Genomic DNA, 20,787 nt, shown 5'->3' with positions numbered 1-20,787 from the left:
TTACTGCATTTTTGACATCCTACTTATTGATTATCTCTATATACACATCAATATCCGGCTGTTTGTGCAGGAAACCCGCCAACTCGTCATTCATCTCAATATTCCGGTTGAAAGTATGCAGTTTTGCCTGCGTGTGATCGTCCCGGTCGGTCAGATGTACATGCAGCACGCTGTTGCCCGGAAAGCGGTTTACGTTGTCTACCAGGAAGTCTACCGTTTCCTTTTTGATGAACTTAGGCATCGTGTTCAGGTACACCTGTTTAGTGTGTGTTTTCTTCACTTCCTGTAAGAGCTGGATGCTGCCTACTTTGAATTCATATTCATTGTCATTGAACCGTTTGGACTTGAAGCCGCCATTGATGAACAGGCACAGGCCTGGTTTCAGGTAGGGGGCGAAGCGGATAAAATCTTCACTCCACAGGGCAAATTCAAATTTTCCGGTGTAGTCTTCGATGGTCATCACGCCAAACTGCCGGTTGTTGCGGGAAATCCTTTCCTGGGCATTGGTAATATATACTGCCAGGCGGAAATTGCGTTCCCTGGAGCGGCCGCCGTTGCCACCCGGTTGGGCTATTTCGGTTTGATACTCCACCAGTTCCTGAACAGTATTCATGTGGTAATACTTCATTTCAAAGCGGTAATCATCCAGTGGATGGCCGGAAATGTAGATACCGGTGATATCCCGTTCGTTGTTGAGCTTCATGATCAGCGGCCAGGCGTCGCAGGCCGGGATCTTTGGTGGCTCTACATCCGGGAGGTCATCGGCGCCGAAGAGGCTGCCCATGTTGGAAGAGCCTGCTGTTACCTGCTGTCCGAATTTCACGATTTTATCAAGGCCGGTGAGTTGTTCGCCTTCCGGTTTATGGAAATATTGCGCACGATGCAGTTCGGGGAAGCTGTCGAAAGCGCCTGACATCACCAGGGCTTCCAGGGATTTTTTATTGACGGCGCGTTGGTTAACGCGTTTGATAAAGTCGAATATATTTTTGAAAGGACCGTCCTTTTTACGTTCTTCCAGCAGGTTTTCGATGGCGGCTTCACCTACACCTTTCAGGCCACCAAGACCGAAGCGTACCTGGCCCTGTTTATTTACAGCGAAACCCTTGAAAGATTCATTCACATCCGGTGGCAATACGTCGATGCCCATGCGTTTGGACTCTTCCATGAAGAAGGTGATCTTTTCAATATTGCTGGCGCAGTTCAGTACGGCAGCCATGTATTCAGAAGGGTAGTGGGCTTTCAGGTAGGCTGTTTGATAGGCCACAAAAGCATAGCAGGTGGAGTGCGATTTGTTGAACGCATACGAGGCAAATGCTTCCCAGTCGGTCCATACTTTTTCGCAGACTTTTGGATCGTGGCCGTTTTTGGCGCAACCTTCCATAAACTGCGCTTTCATTTTGTTCAGTACCGCGATCTGCTTTTTACCCATCGCTTTACGCAGTACGTCCGCATCCCCTTTGGAGAAGCCTGCCAGTTTCTGGCTCAGCAACATCACCTGTTCCTGGTATACCGTGATACCGTAGGTATCGTTGAGGTATTCCTCCATTTCGGCGATGTCGTATTGCACTGGCTCCAGGCCGTGTTTACGGCGGATAAAGGAGGGGATGTACTCCAGTGGGCCCGGCCGGTACAGGGCGTTCATGGCGATGAGGTCATCGAACCTATCGGGTTTCAGTTCACGCAGGTATTTCTGCATACCGGGCGACTCGAACTGGAACGTAGCGTTGGTTTCACCTTTCTGGTAGAGGTCATATGTTTTGGCGTCGTCCAGCGGGATATTATCTATTTCGATGGAGATGCCATGGTTCTGGCGGATGAGTTCCAGCGCACCTTTGATGATGGTAAGGGTTTTCAGCCCCAGGAAGTCCATCTTGATTACGCCGGCAGATTCAATAATGCTTCCTTCGAACTGGGTTACCAGCAGGTCGGAGTCTTTTGCGGTAGATACGGGGATCAGGTCGTACAGGTCCTGCGGGGCGATGATGATACCTGCCGCATGGATACCGGTGTTGCGTACGGAGCCTTCCAGTACGCAGGCTTCGCGGAGCACTTCTGCCTGGAGGTCGGTGCCTTTGATGAGTTCGCGCAGCTTTTTCACATTCTCAATATCTTCACCGGCGAGGCCTTCCTTATCGGCGAGGCTCTTTTCTCCTTCGAGGGGGGCGTTGAAGATACGATCCAGCTGGATGCCGGGTTTATCCGGAACCATTTTAGCGAGGATATTGGATTCCACCAGGGGGAGGTCCATTACGCGGGCCACGTCCTTAATACTCATTTTGGCGGCCATGGTACCATAGGTAATGATCTGCGCTACCTGGTTACGGCCATATTTCTGTACTACGTAGTCAATAACTTTCTGACGGCCTTCATCATCGAAGTCCGTATCAATATCGGGCATGCTTTTACGTTCCGGGTTAAGGAAACGCTCAAACAGGAGGTTGTACTTGATGGGATCTATATTGGTGATACCGATACAGTAGGCAACTGCTGATCCGGCGGCGGATCCGCGGCCCGGGCCGATAAATACGCCCAGTTCACGACCGGCCTTGATGAAGTCGGCCACAATGAGGAAGTAACCGGCAAAACCCATGTTTTCGATTACCTGCAGTTCAAAGTTGATGCGTTCTTCAATATCGGCGGTCATTTCCATATACCGGGTACGGGCGCCTTCGAAGGTGATATGGCGCAGGTACTGGTCCTGGGTAATAAATTCTTTCGGAATAGGGAAGTTGGGCAGCAGGATATCTCTTTTAAGATCCAGCAGCTGTACTTTATCTACAATTTCGTTGGTATTATCAATAGCCTGCGGAAGATCATGAAACAGTTTGCTCATTTCTTCCGTTGTTTTGAAATAGAACTGGTCGTTATAAAAAGCAAAACGCCTGTTCTTTCCGCCGCCACCGCTATCATCATCTGAAAAGTCTTTATTGGTGGGGGTGCTTTTCTTTTCACCGGTATTGATACAAAGGAGGATATCGTGTGCGTTGGCATCGGCCTGGTCTACATAGTGGGAGTCGTTGGAAGCGATCACCTTTACATTATACTTCTCAGCAAAGCGGAGTAGTACTACGTTTACCTGTTCCTGTTCCGGGATGCCATGGCGTTGCAATTCCACATAGAAATCTTCTCCGAAAATATCCAGCCACCAGCGGAATTCTTTTTCTCCTTCTTCTTCGCCTTTTCGCAGGATGATCCTGGGTACAGAGGCACCGAGGCAGCAGGTGGTGGCGATAAGTCCTTTGTGATATTGTAATACGAGTTCTTTATCGATACGGGGATACTTACCATACAGGCCTTCCATATAGCCCAGGGAACAAAGTTTGATAAGGTTGCGGTAACCTTCATCATCTTTGGCCAGTAACACCTGGTGATAACGCACATCTTTTTCTTCCCTTGTAAAAGCTCTCTTGTGGCGGTTTTCCACTACATAGAATTCGCAGCCTACAATAGGTTTTACTTTCAGTCTTTTATCTTTCGGATCACCCGGGTTTAATTTATTGTTGTATGCTTCTGCCACAAACTGAAATGCGCCAAACATATTACCATGATCTGTAATCGCCAGTGCGGGCTGATTGGAAGCCATCGCTTTTTTATACAGCGATTTGATGTCGGCTGCCCCATCCAGTAAAGAGTATTGGGTATGAACGTGTAAGTGGGAAAAATTCATCTGCTAATCTGTTTCGTCAAGCGACAAAAGTAATGTAATTAGGGGAAAGGATCGCCTTCGGCGATAAAAATTGTCTTTCTGCCTGATTACGCTGATTAACCGTGATTACACTGATTTGATTATGTCTTGATTTTATAAAGGATTCAGGAAGATATAAGCGGATATATTCGCTTACTGAATTATTAATCATATAAAATCAAAACATGATCAAATCAGTGTAATCACGGTTAATCAGCGTAATCAGGCAGAAAGACAATTTCCGTCGCCGAAGGCGACAAACGATCCCTCTCGCGAAAATCGACATTCGTAAATCGCTATATATTTGTATTTTAGCGAAAATTTAGCCAGCGCTTATGATCAGAGTAAAGGGACATCTATTTGTGAAGTTATCGATATGTGCATTATCGCTCAGTTCCTGCGCTTCATTAAAGAAAGGAAATGCTAATAAAAAAACTGCTACCACACCTGCTGCTGCCAACAACAACCGTATTCAATTTATAGATGGTATTGCTACCAGCCGTACCACCCGCAATAATACTTCTCACTATAACAGCAAAGATGTAAGCATCAGCAAAAACATCACCAGGGGCAGTGCCAACCTAGAAAATGCGCAGAGCTGGCAATTTAAATATGCACAGTTACTGGATGTTCCGGTAGAAGAGGTACTGAACCAGAAGCTGTATGGTTTTATTGACGAATGGTACGGTACACCCTACCGGTTGGGTGGGAAAACGAGAGACGGCATCGATTGTTCGGGATTTGTAAATACCCTGATGAACACCGTGTTTCAGTTGGGGCTTTCCGGAAACTCCACCGACCTGTTTTCACAGGTGAAACGATTAAAACCGCATGACCTGCATGAAGGCGACCTGGTATTTTTCAGGATCCATCATAAACGTATTTCTCATGTAGGTATTTACCTGGAGAATGATAAATTTGTTCATGCATCTACCAGTGCCGGCGTCATGATCAGCGATCTGAAAGAGCCGTACTGGAAGCGTTATTTTGCCGGCGGAGGAAGACTATAGCCACTTCTACACATTTGTTTTATTGTTATTTTTATACGATTTTTACTTTTTTAACCTAACAGCTGCGCTGCGCAGTACTTTTTTGTATTATGGAATTTGCTCCCATCGTATTATTTGTATACAACCGGCCAGAGCTGACGCTGAGCACTTTGCAACACCTGAGTGAAAACAGGGAAGCAGGGGAGAGTACGTTGTATGTATATTGCGACGGTGCAAAAGAGAATGCCACACCGGAACAGGTAGCGTTGGTTAAAAAGGCCCGTGAAGTGGTGCATAGCAGGCAATGGTGCAAGGAAGTAGTGGTGCTGGAGGCTGAGAAGAATAAAGGGTTGGCCACTTCAGTGATAGATGGTGTAACGGAGGTGATCCGTAAACATGGTAAAGTAATCGTTTTGGAAGATGACCTCGCAGTGTCCCCTTATTTTCTGCAGTATATGAACGATGGTCTCCGGAAGTATGAGCACGAAGAAAAAATGATTGCAATCCATGGTTATCTGTACCCGATAGAAATGCCGGGAGATTATAAGCCGGCTACCTTTATGATACATGATCCCGGTTGTTTGGGCTGGGGGACGTGGTCGAGGGCATGGAATAAGTTTGAAAGAGATACAGAAAAGGTAATTGCGCAAATAAAGGAACGAGGGCTGAAGAAGGAGTTTGATTTTTGGGGAGGGTATCCGTTTTTCAGGATGTTGCACCAGCAGAAGAATGGAAAGGTGAGTTCCTGGGCTATCCGCTGGAGGGCCACCGCATATCTGAATGATATGTTAACCCTTTATCCGGTGAAATCACTGGTGAGGCACGATGGCAATGTAGCCAGTGCCACACACCATTTTATGGAATACGATTACACCTATACAGAAATCTACCAGGAAAGAATTCCTGTGGAAGATATTCCTGTAAGCAATTACCTGTTGATAGAAAAAAAATTCGGTACTTTTTTAAGGCGTAATGCCGGAATGACCTTTGAAGCAAAGGTGAAGCAGCGGATAGCTAAATTCTGGAAAAAAATTACTGGAAATGGTTAAGCTGGTCAGGAAGATAATAAAGCGTTTAAAAAGGAATACCGTTTCGCCGTTGTCGTGGACTAATTTAAGAAGTCTGCAACCGCTTTCCACCACTTTTGGTTTTGACCGTGGAACGCCGGTAGACCGCTATTACATTGAGCAGTTCCTGAAAGTGAACAGGACGCATATTTCCGGAAGTGTACTTGAAATAGCAGAAAGCAAATATTCCAGGCAATTTGGACAGGAGGTAAGTAAATATGAAGTGCTGCATATGAAGCAGGAACCACAGGTAACTATTGTGGGGGATTTAACCTCCCCGGCTACCTTGCCTGAAAATTGTATTGACTGCTTTATTTGCACACAAACTTTCAATTTTATATATGACTTTAAGTCGGCTATTGCCGGCGCCTATTATCTGCTGAAGCCGGGAGGAGTGTTACTGGCAACACTGGCAGGGATTACCCAATTGTCTGCCACTGATATGAAACAATGGGGAGATTACTGGCGATTTACTACCCAATCGGCCGCTAAGGCGTTTGGTGAAGTTTTTGGAGAGGAGAACATAGAAGTATCGTCATCTGGAAATGTACTTGCCTGCACTGCCATATTGCAGGGAATTGTGACAGAGGAGTTAACAGCCGCAGAATTGGATTTTAACGATCCGGTATACCCGGTAATTATCACCATTAAAGCAAAAAAAAGATTACATGGGATTGATCAGTGAAAATCTGCAGAAGATTAAACAGGTTATCAGTAATAAGTATTACAGGGAGTTCTTACGCTTACACCGCAAACATTATCAACAGCGGATAAAGGAGCAAGCGCCTGCTGATTTTCTGGACTACCATGTAAACATTGTAGACGGGCCTTCTTTTGTATTTCAGTATAAGGAGATATTTTTTTCCGGCGTATACCAGTTTGAGAGCAGTAATAAAGCCCCTGTGATCTTTGACTGTGGCGCTAATGTGGGTTTAAGCTGTATCTATTTTAAATCGCTTTTCCCCGGAGCCCGGATTACGGCTTTTGAAGCGGATCCATTCATAGCGGGTGTTCTTGGTGATAATCTCCGGAAAAACAATTTTGCTGACGTTACCGTAGTGCCCCGGGCCGTATGGACGGATGAAGCAGGTATTACTTTCTACAGCGATAATGCCGATGGCGGCAGTGTATTCGGAAATGGGAGCGGAACCAAAGTAGTAGTACCAACGGTGCGCCTCAAAAGCTTACTGGAACAGGCCGGAAGCGTTGACTTTCTTAAAATGGATATCGAAGGTGCGGAAGTAGCTGTGATCAAAGACTGCGACACCGCTTTGTCTGTGGTAAAGAACATCTTTATAGAATATCATTCCTTTAGCAAAGCGCCGCAGGGATTGGGAGAAATACTCGAAACCCTTCAACGGAATGGTTTCAGGTACTTCATTGAATCGGCGACAGAAAGAGCGGCTCCGTTTGTGAATAAAGCGGTGAACGATACTATGGACATGCAGTTGAATGTATACGCCTATAAAATGTAGCATTATCTGATGGGAAACCTGAGCAAAAAAATATTTTCTGTTGCGCATTATGTAGCCAACAAAGTGCAGCAACCGGCGGTTATTTTACTGTACCACCGGGTTACCACCCTGCAACAGGACCCACAGGACCTTTCTGTTACGCCGGAGCACTTCAACTCACACCTTGCGCATCTGGCCACTGACTTTAATCTACTGGATGCTGAACGATTTCTTTATCATGTAAAAAATAAAAAAGCTTTCCCCGAACGCTCTGTATTTGTGACGTTCGACGATGGCTATGCAGACAATTACCTGGAGGCATTGCCTTTGCTGACAAAGCACCAGGCGCCTGCCCTCTTTTATATTACCACCTCTAAGATCAATACCGCCTTCGAATTGTGGTGGGATGACCTGGAGAGAGTATTGCTTACACCCGGCAACCTGCCCCCTGTTTTACAGATTACCATCAATGGACAGCCGGCGCGGTATATTACAGATACGCTTGCGGCTATACGCGAAACATATTATGCGCTGCAACAGGTGCTGCGCTTTTGTAAACCGGCGGAAATTGAATCCGCCATGCAGCAGCTGTATGACTGGTCCGGTAAAACCGCTACCGGCCGCGCTTCGCACCGGTTAATGACCTGGGAAGAATTAAAAGCAATGGGCCAGGCGGCCCTATGCTACTATCGGCTGTCATACCCACCGCCATCCGGCTGTGGGCATGCTGAGCTACGAAGAACAATATACCGAGATAGGGATGTCCAAAGAAATCCTGGAAGGGGTATTGGGCGCCCCGCAGGTACATTTTTCCTATCCCTTTGGCGGCAGGAAATTCCTCGGTACCAAACGTTATTACAATGCAGACAGCATCAAAGCCTGCAAGGCGCTGGGGTTACAAATGGTATGCGCCAACTACCACGGACAGGTGCACAGCTGGAGCAATCCATATGCGCTGCCCCGCATCCTGGTACGCAACTGGCCGCCGGATGTGTTCCGCAAACAAATGCAACAGTTCTTTAAATACTAGCCGGTGAAAGTACTTTTTATCAATAAATATGAGAACAGCGGTGGTGCTGCTATAGCAGCGCAAAGGATTGCAGCCGGGCTGGCGGAGTATTATCATACCGCCAATGATTTCCTGGTAGGCACCCACACGGCTTCTCCCCGCGCCACAGCTACCCGTCCGGGTGCCGTGCGGAATGTTATTGAAAGAGGACTCAATGTATTAAGTAACCGGGCCGGACTGCAATATCTGTATTTTCCTTTTTCTACTTCCGCCATCATGCGGCATACCCAGGCTTATCGGCCCGATGTGATCAGCCTGCATAATATTCACGGCGGATATTTTGATGCTACCTTATTACCACGCTTATCTGCTATCGCGCCTATTGTGTGGACGCTGCATGATATGTGGGCCATCACAGGCAACGCAGCGCATACCTTTGGTGATACTTCCTGGAAAAACGGGATGGCCGGCAAGGAAGAGCACAAACATGCGCCTGCCATGGGATTGCCTACCGGAAATTACCTGATAAAAAGAAAACAGCGGCTCTATGCCAGCAGCGACCTGCACATTGTTTCGCCTTCACGCTGGTTGTATGACATGACCGCTGAAAGTCCGCTTACAAAGAACAAACCGCTGTATCATATTCCCAATCCTATTGACACAGATTATTTCCGCCCGCAGGATAAAACTGCTTCCCGCCAGGCACTTGGTCTTCCGGCAGATGCGCAGGTAATTACCTTTGTATCCGAGCGGTTGTTTAACAGCGAGTTTAAAGGCGGTGCAGAATTGCTGCATATTTTACACCTGCTGGATGCGCAGCTCGACCGGAAAGTATACCTGCTCATGATAGGCAGGGACCAGTTGCCCGGAACATTTAAGCACCTGGAATGTGTATATACCGGCTATGTGAAGGAAACGGAGAAAATGATGCAATGCTACAGCGCCAGCGATATTTTTTTCTATCCTACCAAGGCAGATAATCTGCCCAATGTGCTGATAGAAGCCGGTAGTTGTGAAACGGCCTGTATTACCTTTGATGTAGGCGGATGCCGGGAAATAGTGCGGGATGGCGTAACCGGATATGTGGTAGCACCGGGTAACCAGCAGGAGTTTGCTGCAAAAACGCTGCATTTGCTGAACCACCCGGATATTTGCCGGCAGTTTGGTAAAGCGGCCAGAACATTTACAGAACAGTATTTTGGAATGAAAGTAGTAGCCGGGCAGTACTATCACCTGTTTCAATCCGTGGTAAGGAACCCGCAATAATCAGATACATGAACAAAGCCTCTTCACCGGTATTAAGCATCATTACGGTTTGTTTTAATGCCGGAAAATTTATTGAGAATACCATTCAGAGTGTGCTGGCGCAAACATACCCGCATATTGAATACATCATCGTGGACGGTGCTTCACGCGATAATACGATGAGCGTGATTGAAAAATACCGCTCCCGTATTGCCACCGTGATCTCTGAAAAAGACAATGGTTTGTATGATGCGATGAATAAAGGCATGCAACTTGCCACAGGCGGGTACCTGTTGTTCCTTAACGCAGATGATGTACTGGCGGCGCCTGATGTGGTGGAGAAAATGTTCGCTGCCTGTGAAGATGCAGATGTGTACTATGGAGAAGCCATGTTTATGGATGAGAACGGGCAGGACATCGGGTTGAGATCTGAGCAAACACCACACCGCGTACCGGAGCAATTAACCTGGAAGAGCCTGAAACACGGCATGGTAGTATCTCACCAGGCCTATGTGATCCGTCGCAGTTTGAGCCCGTTATACGATTTACAATACCGGGTTTGCGCGGATATCGACTGGATGATCCGCACGTTGAAGGCATCGCGTAAAGTATGTAATACGCACCTGGTAGTGACCAGGTTCAGGGTGGGGGGCACCTCCAAGCAGCACCAGCAGCGGGCCTGGAAGGAACGGTATAGGATATTGAGTAAATACTACGGGCATCTGCCTAATTTTGCGCATCACCTGTTTATTGGATTGCGGTATATTTTTTCGAAGAGATATTAAAGGAAACCGGGATAAAAAAGAGGCGCCTCTATTACAGAGGCGCCTCTTTTTTATCCCGGTCGTTGTGACCCGTACATTATTTTTTTACGTCGCTTACGCCGTGCCCTTTGGATTCCTTTGTTTGCTGAAAAAACTCCCAAACCAAACAGCAGTACCACCAACAGTAAAAGGATCGAGGAAGAAATGCCGGCGATCCTGAGGCCGGTGAAGTAAGTTTGAGGTTCAAATTTCATTTCTATTTTGTGCTCCCCCGCTGGTATTTTCAGTCCGCGTAGTGCGTAGTTGGTGCGGATAATATCGGCGGGTTTACCATCGATAAATGCGTTCCATCCGGCGGGATAGTATATTTCAGAGAACACGCCGAAACCTTCCTGGCTGTTGCGGGAAGTGTATTCCAGTTTATTCAGGCCGTATTTGGTGAGTTTGATGGCAGCGGTGCTGTCGGCGCCTGGCCTGAAGCTGCCCAATTGCTTTTCAAACCGTTTATCGATCACTGCGGAGTCGCGGGTGTTCAGCGCGTCCAGCGTTTTCATTTCTGTATTGGCATCGGGCGCCCATACGATATCACGTACAAACCATGCGTTGCCATAGGCGTCGGGGTTGCGTTGTGCTACCGGCTGACCTGTTTTCTGATCCGGAACGATAAAGTATTTTGTGTTGAGCATGTTCAGCACATGCATATTGTTTTTGGCGATCTGGTGGGAGATGAGATCCTGGTAAACCCACAATTTCGCGGGGCTGTAGCCACCGATGTTTTTGTGGAAGTAAGAAGGAGACGCATCATCAAACGGAGAAGTAGTAAGATTGAATACGCGGTAGTATGGGTCCGGGTCCTGTTTGATCTGAAGGTCGGCAGCGGATGGCTGCAGGTCCTGCATATAGCTCATATCATCCACGAAACTGTCGCTGCCGAGGTAGTTTTTATCTACCTGCCACAGGTCGATGGTAACGGCTGCGGTGATGATGATCGCTGATACCTGCCACTTCATTTTATTCAGCAGGAAAGCCCAGATAGCACCTGCAGCCACGAGGATGAAGAACACGGAGCGGAACGCATCTGTAAGCAACAGGCTGGCGCGGTCTTTCTCCAACGCGCGGATGAGCAGTTTACCGTTTTCCTCGCCACCCATCATTTGGGCGAAATATTGCAGCATGCCTTCATCGCTGGCAGATTTGAAGCCTACGAAGAAATAGCTGATGAGAATAAAGCCAAGGATACATGCGCCGGTGATCAGCGCCGACTCTTTCAGTTTTTTCAATAATTCTTTGGTGGTATGCTTGCCATTGGCAATTTCCTGCAAGCCCCAGCAGGCCAGCACCACAAAGGTGAGTGACGGCAATACCAGCGCCTGCGCAGGTGCGCGGAATTTATTATACAGCGGAAGGTAGTAAAACAGCGGATCATTGATGAACGCCATGTTTTTACCCCATGCCAGTATGAAGCCGATAACCGTTATAGCAATCAGCCACCATTTATGCCAGCTCTTCACTAACAGTAACGATAATACGAAAAGGAAGCAGATGATAGCGCCTACGTATACGGGTCCGGAAGTGCCTTTCGACTGGGCGCCGTAATAGAGCGGTAACTTCTGCTGGCTCAGGAACTGTTCTACCTGTGGTTCTGCTGCGCCAAGGCTAATCATTTGCTGGCCAAAGTTGGAGCTTACTTTCAGCTTCTGGCCGGAGGAATTACCCACGTATCCGGGTATCAGGAGCGTTCCTGATTCTGCTTTACCATAGCTCCAGTCGTATGCGTAATCGATATCCAGGCCGGTAGACTTCTTCTGGTTTACATCATCTTTATCCAGCGTAAGTTCCGATTTGCTGCCACGCATGGTGTAGTCGGTGTATTCACGCAGGATCATGAGACTGTCCATAGACGTAAGCACCGCCAATATGCCGGCCACGGCCAGAAGGGCCGATGCTTTGAAGAACTGGGGCAGTTGTTTCTCCCGGAAAAAATGTATAAATGCACACACGGCCAGGCAAAACACCATGATCAGTGTGTAGTAAATGATTTGCAGGTGGTTATTATAAACCAGCATGGCTGTGGCCAGGGCGGTTAACGCAGCGCCGGTGAGCAGGCGGCCACGGTAGGTGAGGACAATGCCTGCGAGTACCGCGGGCATCAGGGCAATGTCGTACATCTTGGTAACGTGACCTACATCAATGAGGATCACATTATAGGAGCAGAAAGCAAATGCAATGGCGCCCATTACCCTGATCCAGTATTTGAAGTCCAATATACAGAGGAGCAGGTACATGGATATCATGGCCAGGAACAGCATATTAACGGGATCCGGCGTATTCAGCGTCACAACTCTGTTCATGTACGCTATTTTATTGGCGCCGGGACCTGTAAATATCACATAGGAGGGCATACCGGAGAACATACTGTTGGTCCATAACGGACGTTCGCCGGTTGCTTCATAATAGTCCTTTGCCTCTTTCGCCATTCCTTTTACATTCTTCATGTCGCTCTGATTCACCACCTTGCCTTCAAGGACAGGAGCGCAATACACAAATGCCAGCAGGAGGAAGATCCCTATTGCTGCAACATGTGGAAGAATGGCTTTTAGCCAGTTTTGCTTCATCGGATATTTTGGATTTAGTTTTAAAGAAACAAAAATAACTGTAATTTATCCGAAATTTCAATATGCGCTGGATCCGGTTCCTCTTAAAATTTGCATTTATATGCAATCTGTGCTTCATAACCAGTGAAATCCTGCGCATCACGGCTTATGATCATTCTTTTGATAACGTAGTGAATCACATACTGGTACTGGGTGTAGGCATTGCCTTCCCGCTGAATGCTGTTTTGTGTGTGCTGACGGGCGTGTTATTATTGTTAAAAAAAATACAATGGAAAACATTGCCGCCCTGGTTATATTTGTTCAATATTGCTATCCTTATATTTCAACTTATAGTTAATTACTAATGCTCAGAAATCTGTTAAACGATAAGCCCACTAAACTGTTCGTGATATTTACCAGCTTCTTTGTGGCCAATGCGCTGATTGCAGAATGTATTGGCGGTAAGCTGTTTTCACTGGAGCAATTACTGGGATTGCCCGTGCATACTTTCACCCTTTTTGGCGAAAGCGGATTGGCGTATACTTTAACGGCAGGGGTGTTGTTATGGCCACTGGAGTTTGTGATGACGGATATTGTCAATGAATATTTTGGGCCGAAGGCGGTGCGCCGTATTTCCTATATCGCGGTGGGGTTGATCTCCTATGCGTTTATTATGTTTTGGGTGGCCATGAGCGTGCCTGCAGATGGCTGGTGGAAGGGCAGCCGGGCGGATGTGGGTATTCCCGACATGCAGAATGCCTTCACCAGTATTTTTGGGCAGGGCATGTGGATCATACTCGGTAGCTTAACGGCTTTCCTTGTGAGCCAGATCGTGGATGTGACCGTGTTCCATAAAATTAAAAAACGTACCGGCGAAAAGCATGTATGGCTGAGGGCTACGGGTTCCACCATTGTATCGCAGCTGGTAGACAGTTTTATTGTACTGTATATCGCCTTTAAGCTGGGTAACGACTGGAGCTGGCAGCGGGTACTGGCTATATGCCTGGTGAACTACAGCTATAAGTTTGTGGTGGCGGTGGTGCTCACGCCGCTGATCTATTTGATAGAACACCGGATAGAGCGTTACCTGGGGCATGATACCGCTAAGCAGATGAAGGCGGCGGCGATGGGAAAGGAGCAACCGTTTGAAGAACCTGTTACGAACGACTGATAAAGAGAAAGGGGCTGTTTGATCAAACAGCCCCTTTCTCTTTTTAATATTTTGCTTTTACCAGGTCGGCCACCACCTTATCGATGGGCAGGGTAACGGCTGCTGATGAAAAGTCGTCCCAGCTGATCCAGCGGGCGCGTTCCACTTCTTCCACGCCTTCCGGTATGGTAAAGTCGAACGGGGTGGTGCTTACGGATGCCGTAAACGGCGACAGTGGCGTTACGAGGTAGTAAATAGAGATGATCTGCGTAACGTTGTCGAACGCCGAGATCTGGAAGAAATCGGTGGTATAAATATGTTCTACCACTTTTACATCCTGGCCCAGTTCCTCCTGCCATTCACGTACAATGCACTCCAGGGTGCCTTCCCCGAATTCCAGGCCGCCGCCGGGGAATTTGGTATAATAACCCCCACGGATATATTCATCGCTCACCAGCACCTGCTTCTGATCGTTGATCATGATGCCGTATACTCTTACGTTAAATCCTGTTTGCATATGCTTAATTAAAAGGGCTTAAAACCATTTCTTCTTCATAAAATACCAGCTGATGACTACAGAAATAGCGATAGACAAGATAACCGGTATATAGAAGGCATGAAGGGTATGCTGGTAGGGGATATCCACGTTCATGCCATAGATACTGGCCACCAGCATGGGGAATGTAAGGATGATGGTAATGGAGGTGAGCCGCTTCATCACCACGTTGAGGTTATTGGAGATGATGCTGGCAAAGGCATCCATGGTGCTGCTGAGGATATTCGTATATACGTTGGCCATTTCCAGGGCCTGGGAGGTATCTACGATCAGATCCTGCAGGAATTCTTTTTCATCTTCGTTCAGTCCCAGGAAGTTAGTCCGTTCCAGTTTCATGAGCAGCAGCTCATTACTGCGCAGCGCGGTTACAAAGTACACCAGGCTTTTCTGGATACGCATGATACCCAGCAGTTCCTCGTTCCGGTTGGAATCATATAGTTTAGCTTCCAGCATGTTCCTGCGCTGGTTAATTTCCTTCAGGTAATCGAGGAAATTGATGACTACTTTTTCAAATATTTTCAGGACCATCATATTCCTTTTTTCGGGAGAGCGGTTATGAAAAGTATTCAGGAACTTTTTGATAGCGGTATTGTCGAAAGAATTTACCGTAATGATCTGGTGGTGGGTAAGGATAATTACGATGGGGATGGTAATGTAATAGGCTTCACTTTCATTGATGGAATTATTTTCGGTTGGCGTTTTCAGCACAATGAGCTTTACATTGTCTTCCAGCTCAAACCTGGCTTTTTCGTCAATATCGAGGGAATCCGTGAGGAAGTCCAGGGGAATATCGAGTTCCTCGGATAACTGTTCAAATTCGGCCTGTTTAAGCGGCGGGGTAATATTTACCCAGGCGCCGTTTTCCGGCTGGTGTATTTCTACAGTTTTGGAATCTATATTTGTAAAATACTGGATCATCGGGCGCAAAGGTAGTTAAAATGTTGAATCCTGTTGGCTTTTAATGTAATATTGTAACCTGAAGTTTATATTCATATTATGCCAATATTTAATGGGAATAATTAAAAAGCAAAGTATTATATCTACGGTAGTTATCTATGTCGGGTTTGCCATTGGGGGAATCAATACCTTGTTCCTTTTTCCGCATTTTTTTACAGACGACCAATTCGCATTAACACGCCTTTTCCTGGATATTGGGGTTATAATGGTGCCTTTCTGCACGTTAAGTATGGGCCCAACAATGAACCGGTTCTACCCTTATTATAGTTCAAGGCTGGACGACAAGAAAAATGACATGTTGAGCTGGGTACTTTTGGCCACGCTGGCTGGATACCTGTTGTTTGTACTTGGTACTGTGGTTTTCCAGGACCTGATTTTCCGGAAGTATTCGAAGAATGCTCCGATGTTCCTGGAGTACTTTTATCTCCTTTATCCTTTCATGTTTTGTTATTCTTTTTTTGCGATCATCGAAAACTACAGCTGGTCCAGGCATGAAACGGTGATGCCTAACTTTCTGAAGGAGCTGGTAGTGCGTGTAGCCACCAACCTGCTGGTGGTGCTTTATATATTTAAGATACTCAGTTTTGTTCAATTCCTTTGGTTATTTAACCTGATATGGGGGGGGATTCTCCTGGTACTGCTGGTATACCTCCGGCGAAATCACCTGCTGCATTTGAACTTCCGGGTGAGTTTTGTGACGAAAAAATTATTCCGGCCAATGAGTGCATATTCCATGTCGCTGTTGCTGGCTACTTCCTTCACTTTGTTGGCGAACAATATTGCCCCATTGATCATTTCCAGTACTAACGGGCTCAAAAATGTGGCATACCTCAGCATTGCCATGTACATGGCCACTTTGATACAGGTACCGCAGCGCAGTATTTCTGCCATAGCGCTTCCTGTGCTGGCTGAGGCATGGGTGGGAAAAGAGATGGATAAGATCCTGGAAATTTACCGGAAATCTTCCTTATTACAACTGATAGCGGCTATGTATATCTTTTTGGGTATATGGCTGAGCATTGACCCGTTTTTCCGGTTATTGCCACCCGAATATACTGTGGGTAAGTATGTCTTTTTTTATCTTGGGGTGTCAAAAATAATAGACCTCGGTACCGGGGTAAACAGCCAGTTGCTGAGTACTTCGAGATTATGGCGTTTCGACCTTATCAGCTCAATGGTATTGGTGACTTTGTCTATTCCGCTGAATTACCTGTTGATACGCAACTATGGTTTGCTGGGATCAGGATATGCGGCCTTATTGTCAATGTTCGTATTTAATACGATTCGTTGTGTGTTTATATGGAAAAAGTTTGGGCTGCAACCGTTTACTTTTCAAACGTTGAAGGCGCTGGTAGTGGCAATAGCCGCTTATTGGGCAATTGCCTGGCTTCCACATATGGCTCAGCCAGTTATTGATATTATTTTAAGAAGCGTCTTTTTCTCGGTTATTTTTATACTGGGCACCCTGGCATGGCGTGTTTCTGATGATATCAACAGCACGGCAGCTACTTTCTTTAAGAAGCTGGGTAGGAAAAAGTAAAGATAAAAGTTTATTTTTCGGCATTAAGCGATTACAAAAAGAGACCTGTATGAATTGTAAATATTGCGGCAGCCCACTGGATGTATTTTATAAGGATATGTTTGATAACCGGTATGGTTATCCTGGAAGTTATACGATGTGGCAATGCAGGAACTGTGATCATCTTTCACTGGCGGCAGACTTTACGCCGGCTATGATTGGCGACCTGTATTCAAACTACTATCCCAGAACACATATGTCGCTGGAAGAATGGCAGCCTTATAAAAAAGCAACAGGATTCATGGCCTGGTTTAAAGGGTTACGAAGTACCGCTTATAACTGGGTGCCGGAAAACGTGAGGATATTGGATATAGGTTGCGGTTTTGGAGAAACCCTTGGTTATCACCAAAGCCGTGGATGTGAAGTGTATGGGGTAGAGGCAGACGAAAACATTAAAAGGGTAGGAGATAAATTCGGGTTTAATGTAAAGGTGGGGTTGTTTGAAGCAGATGATTATCAGCCAAACTATTTCGATTATGTTACCATGGACCAGGTGATAGAACATGTCATCGATCCGCTGGTATCCCTTAAAGGCATCGAAAGGATACTGAAACCGGGCGGCACAGCTATTCTTACCACGCCGAATGGCAAGGGCTGGGGTATTCCGGTATTTGGCAAAAAGTGGGCGCACTGGCATATTCCCTACCACCTCCATATTTTCTCCAGAAAATCAATGAAGAAATATGCTGCAGAGGCGGGGCTTGTACTGGAAAAGTCGATTACCATCACCAATTCAGAATGGCTGCATTACCAATGGTTACATATGGCTGTGTATCCCAAACAGGGAGAAAAATCTGTATTCTGGACCCAGAGCTTTGCAGAGCGAACTACTTCACAACGTATTATTATGAAGATATTAGCAGGTTTCCATCGTTTGAAGATCAATTACCTGATCACCCGCTTATTTGATGCGTTTAATGCCGGCGATAATATTATCTATTTTTTAAAGAAACCTTTGTAGTGAATGAATCCGAGCGTTTATATTATCCTGCCTGTTCATAACAGGAAAGAGATTACCCGGACTTTTATTCTTTGTCTGCTTAAACAAACATATCAGCATTATCATCTTATTCTGGTAGACGATGGATCTGTTGATGGAACAGCTGAAATGGTGAGATCTTATTTGCCTGATGCCACCATTCTTACGGGGACCGGCGATTGGTGGTGGGGAGGAAGCCTGCAGCAGGGATATAATTGGATCAAAAAGCATGTAACCAATAAAAATGATGTGGTGCTGATTGAAAATGATGATGTTGAATTTGAACCTGATTATTTGCAGAAAGGGGTTGAATTCATCACCCGTGTTCCGGATACGCTGTTGTTATCGCAGGCCCATGGCAAGCAATCCGGTAAGTTGATTGACCTTGGCGTATTGGCAGATTGGCGTAAGATGACCTTTGATCAGGCAACCTGTGCGGAAGAGATCAATTGTCTTTCTACAAGAGGTCTGTTTATGACGGTTGGTAGCTTTATGAGAACAGGAGGTTTCAGGCCATTGCTGCTTCCACATTACGGATCGGATTATGAATTTACTATACGGGCGAGAAGGAGAGGGCTTAGATTAGCCAGTGATGAAACAGTGAAAATATTAATGAATGAAGAAACCACTGGTATTCATAGCTTGAAAGAAAAATCTCTTCGAAAATATCTTAAGAAAATATTTTCGAAGAGAGCCACCGGTAATCCAGTTTATTTTTCCTCTTTTATTTTGTTATCGTGTCCTGTTCCCTTAATTCCTTATAACCTGTTTAAGGTGTGGGGAGGATTTGTAAAGAATCTTTTGTCCCGGAACAAGTGATATTACTTTACCTGGATTTCCCCTTCAAACACTAGTGTAGCAGGCCCGCAGAGCCAGATATTTTCAAAAGTGCGTTCACCGGTTTTGGTAAAGCGTACTTCCAGTTGTCCGCCTAAAGTTTGTACCGGCACTATGTATTCTTTTGCTTCGGTGCCGGCGAAAGTAAGTGCGGCGGCGGTTACGCCGGTGCCGCAGGAGTAGGTTTCATCTTCCACGCCTCTTTCGTAGGTGCGTACAAATATGCCGCTTTCAAATTTCTGTACGAAGTTCACGTTAGTGCCTTCTGCTGCGAATCGGTCGTTGTAACGGATGCTGCGGCCTTCGTTAAACACATCTACTGCCTGTACATCTTCCACAAATTTTACAAAATGTGGTGAGCCGGTATTGAGGTAGTAGTAGAGGGGGCCATGTTCCACATCATCTACATCCTGCATTTTCAGGTTTACCCAGTTGTTACCGTCCATGGTAGCCTGATGTTCGCCATCCACTGCGATGAAATAGAGGTTACCGTCGCCTACGCCCATTTTGTGGGCGAAAGCCGCGAGGCATCTGCCGCCATTACCGCACATGGTTCCTTCACGGCCGTCGGCGTTGTAATATTTCATGGCGAAGTCGTAGTCCTCGCTTTTATTGAGCAGCATCAGGCCATCTGCGCCAATACCGAAGCGGCGGTCGCATAGTTCATTCACCTGTTCGTCTGTCAGCCAGTCGTATTGTCCGTCCCGGTTATCCATAATGACAAAGTCATTACCGGTTCCCTGATATTTATAGAAGTGGATTTTGTTCATGGGTACAAAGATAAAAAATTAACCGATGCGCGGATTTTGTCTGAAGCACTGATTACGCTGATTTTGCTGATTTTTATTTTGGATTTTTCCGGGATTTTATAAGGATTTTTGGGAGATAACAGCGAATATATCTGCATTATTTCCCTTACTCATTTCTAAAAATCTAAATAAAATCCAAAATAAAAATCAGCAAAATCAGCAAAATCAGCGTAATCAGTGCTTCAGACAAAATCCGCACTGCTACATGGTGGCAATAATGCCCAGTCCTTTTTCGACCAGTGCAGCCACTGCTGCGCCGCTGTCTTTACTGAATTCCTGGCGGATGCGGTTGGCAACGATGGCGCTTATGGAAAGGCATTCGTGTCCGAGTACGCGGCCCATGCCATAGATGGCAGAGGTTTCCATTTCGAAGTTAGTGATGTGGTGATGCTCGTAGCTGAAGCTGGTGAGTTTATCGATCAGGTTTGGATTAGACAGGGCGCCACGGAGTACGCGGCCCTGTGGTGCATAGAAACCGGGGCAGGTAACGGTGATGCCTGTATGAAAACCATCTGTGAAATGTTCCTGTAATTTTGCGGATGATTCGAAGAGGCAGGGGTTGGCACCGCCGGGCTGCAGGAATACCTGTCCGCGGAACGACTCCAGCAGCTGCTTTTCTGCGCTGGTATTTTCAAACACATAATAGTTCATGAGGTTGTCGAGGCCCAGGCCATGCGACGATACCACGAAGCTATCCACCGGTATGTTTTCCTGCAGCGCGCCGGAAGTACCGAGGCGGATGATTTGCAGGGAGGTGAGGGTTGGTTTCACCTGGCGTGTTTCAAAATCTATATTTACGAGTGCGTCCAGTTCATTGAGCACGATATCGATATTATCGGTGCCGATGCCGGTAGAAACTACGGAGAGGCGTTTGTTGCCGATATAGCCGGTATGTGTTACAAATTCACGGTGCTGGTATTTGCCTTCTATTTTATCAAAGTGTTTGCTTACTGCGCCTACACGGTCAGGGTCACCTACGGTGATGATGGTATGGGCCAGTTCATCCGGTCTTACATCAAGATGATATACGGCTCCGCGGTTGTTGATGATCAGTTCTGATTCTGCAATACGGTTATCCATTGTACTAATTTTTATTATTCGCAAATCAACATT

17 protein-coding genes and 1 pseudogene are annotated in these 20,787 nt (G+C 46.4%); 12 read left to right on the top strand and 6 right to left on the bottom strand.

Annotated features, from left to right (window positions below):
• Nucleotides 1-19: 19 nt before the first annotated feature.
• Complete coding sequence (gene dnaE, locus QFZ51_RS23315) at nucleotides 20-3,667, bottom strand: DNA polymerase III subunit alpha (protein ID WP_429049462.1); 3,648 nt, start codon at nucleotides 3,665-3,667, stop codon at nucleotides 20-22.
• A gap of 353 nt (nucleotides 3,668-4,020) precedes the next feature.
• On the opposite strand from dnaE, the gene QFZ51_RS23310 reads away from it, so the two are divergent.
• From QFZ51_RS23310 to QFZ51_RS23275, 8 genes and pseudogenes are all read left to right on the top strand, one after another.
• Nucleotides 4,021-4,695 (top strand): C40 family peptidase, encoded by a 675-nt coding sequence (locus tag QFZ51_RS23310; RefSeq protein ID WP_429049459.1) that lies wholly within the window; start codon nucleotides 4,021-4,023, stop codon nucleotides 4,693-4,695.
• An 89-nt stretch (nucleotides 4,696-4,784) separates the two neighbouring features.
• A complete protein-coding gene (locus tag QFZ51_RS23305; protein WP_370913264.1) occupies nucleotides 4,785-5,723 on the top strand; it encodes a hypothetical protein in 939 nt (312 codons plus the stop codon).
• Nucleotides 5,716-6,426 (top strand): methyltransferase domain-containing protein, encoded by a 711-nt coding sequence (locus QFZ51_RS23300; RefSeq protein WP_429049457.1) that lies wholly within the window; start codon nucleotides 5,716-5,718, stop codon nucleotides 6,424-6,426. The genes QFZ51_RS23305 and QFZ51_RS23300 overlap by 8 nt, the downstream gene beginning before the upstream one ends.
• Entirely contained in the window at nucleotides 6,410-7,216 is an 807-nt protein-coding gene (locus QFZ51_RS23295; RefSeq protein ID WP_429049454.1) for an FkbM family methyltransferase, read from the top strand. Before QFZ51_RS23300 ends, QFZ51_RS23295 begins: the two co-directional genes overlap by 17 nt.
• Nucleotides 7,217-7,225: 9 nt before the next feature.
• Nucleotides 7,226-7,603 (top strand): annotated as a pseudogene (locus tag QFZ51_RS23290) (polysaccharide deacetylase family protein); the annotation flags it as partial.
• Nucleotides 7,604-7,913: 310 nt separating this feature from the next.
• A complete protein-coding gene (locus tag QFZ51_RS23285) occupies nucleotides 7,914-8,225 on the top strand; it encodes a polysaccharide deacetylase family protein (protein WP_429051603.1) in 312 nt (103 codons plus the stop codon).
• 3 nt (nucleotides 8,226-8,228) lie between these two features.
• Nucleotides 8,229-9,470: a glycosyltransferase gene (locus QFZ51_RS23280; RefSeq protein ID WP_429049452.1), complete on the top strand. Its 1,242-nt coding sequence runs from the start codon at nucleotides 8,229-8,231 to the stop codon at nucleotides 9,468-9,470.
• 8 nt (nucleotides 9,471-9,478) lie between these two features.
• The gene (locus QFZ51_RS23275; RefSeq protein WP_429049451.1) at nucleotides 9,479-10,234 is read left to right on the top strand and encodes a glycosyltransferase family 2 protein; all 756 of its coding nucleotides are present in this window, start codon (nucleotides 9,479-9,481) and stop codon (nucleotides 10,232-10,234) included.
• Nucleotides 10,235-10,284: 50 nt separating this feature from the next.
• Here the strand turns inward: QFZ51_RS23275 and QFZ51_RS23270 are convergent, their stop codons facing one another.
• Nucleotides 10,285-12,828: a YfhO family protein gene (locus QFZ51_RS23270; RefSeq protein ID WP_429049449.1), complete on the bottom strand. Its 2,544-nt coding sequence runs from the start codon at nucleotides 12,826-12,828 to the stop codon at nucleotides 10,285-10,287.
• A gap of 343 nt (nucleotides 12,829-13,171) precedes the next feature.
• Between QFZ51_RS23270 and QFZ51_RS23265 the strand changes: the two genes are divergently transcribed.
• Complete coding sequence (locus QFZ51_RS23265) at nucleotides 13,172-13,978, top strand: queuosine precursor transporter (RefSeq protein ID WP_429049447.1); 807 nt, start codon at nucleotides 13,172-13,174, stop codon at nucleotides 13,976-13,978.
• Nucleotides 13,979-14,021: 43 nt separating this feature from the next.
• Here QFZ51_RS23265 and QFZ51_RS23260 read toward each other — a convergent pair whose 3' ends face one another.
• Complete coding sequence (locus QFZ51_RS23260) at nucleotides 14,022-14,474, bottom strand: NUDIX domain-containing protein (protein ID WP_370913274.1); 453 nt, start codon at nucleotides 14,472-14,474, stop codon at nucleotides 14,022-14,024.
• An 18-nt stretch (nucleotides 14,475-14,492) separates the two neighbouring features.
• Nucleotides 14,493-15,431, bottom strand: a complete 939-nt coding sequence (locus QFZ51_RS23255) for a magnesium transporter CorA family protein (RefSeq protein ID WP_079472853.1) — start codon at nucleotides 15,429-15,431, stop codon at nucleotides 14,493-14,495.
• A gap of 280 nt (nucleotides 15,432-15,711) precedes the next feature.
• On the opposite strand from QFZ51_RS23255, the gene QFZ51_RS23250 reads away from it, so the two are divergent.
• From QFZ51_RS23250 to QFZ51_RS23240, 3 genes are read left to right on the top strand one after another with little or no spacing between them, the layout of a single operon-like run.
• Nucleotides 15,712-17,010 carry a lipopolysaccharide biosynthesis protein gene (locus QFZ51_RS23250; protein ID WP_429049444.1) on the top strand — a complete coding sequence of 433 codons (1,299 nt, stop codon included), beginning with the start codon at nucleotides 15,712-15,714 and terminating at the stop codon, nucleotides 17,008-17,010.
• A gap of 49 nt (nucleotides 17,011-17,059) precedes the next feature.
• Nucleotides 17,060-18,010: a class I SAM-dependent methyltransferase gene (locus QFZ51_RS23245; protein ID WP_429049442.1), complete on the top strand. Its 951-nt coding sequence runs from the start codon at nucleotides 17,060-17,062 to the stop codon at nucleotides 18,008-18,010.
• A 3-nt stretch (nucleotides 18,011-18,013) separates the two neighbouring features.
• Nucleotides 18,014-18,847 (top strand): glycosyltransferase family 2 protein, encoded by an 834-nt coding sequence (locus QFZ51_RS23240; RefSeq protein ID WP_429049441.1) that lies wholly within the window; start codon nucleotides 18,014-18,016, stop codon nucleotides 18,845-18,847.
• Between the two features lie 2 nt (nucleotides 18,848-18,849).
• Here QFZ51_RS23240 and dapF read toward each other — a convergent pair whose 3' ends face one another.
• Nucleotides 18,850-19,635 (bottom strand): diaminopimelate epimerase, encoded by a 786-nt coding sequence (dapF, locus tag QFZ51_RS23235; protein WP_429049438.1) that lies wholly within the window; start codon nucleotides 19,633-19,635, stop codon nucleotides 18,850-18,852.
• Between the two features lie 240 nt (nucleotides 19,636-19,875).
• Nucleotides 19,876-20,754: a nucleoside phosphorylase gene (locus tag QFZ51_RS23230; protein WP_429049436.1), complete on the bottom strand. Its 879-nt coding sequence runs from the start codon at nucleotides 20,752-20,754 to the stop codon at nucleotides 19,876-19,878.
• Nucleotides 20,755-20,787: the final 33 nt, after the last annotated feature.

This window comes from Chitinophaga sp. W3I9 (assembly GCF_050434025.1).
In the GTDB taxonomy this organism is placed as follows: domain Bacteria; phylum Bacteroidota; class Bacteroidia; order Chitinophagales; family Chitinophagaceae; genus Chitinophaga.
This window is presented reverse-complemented; position numbering and strand designations above follow the sequence as displayed.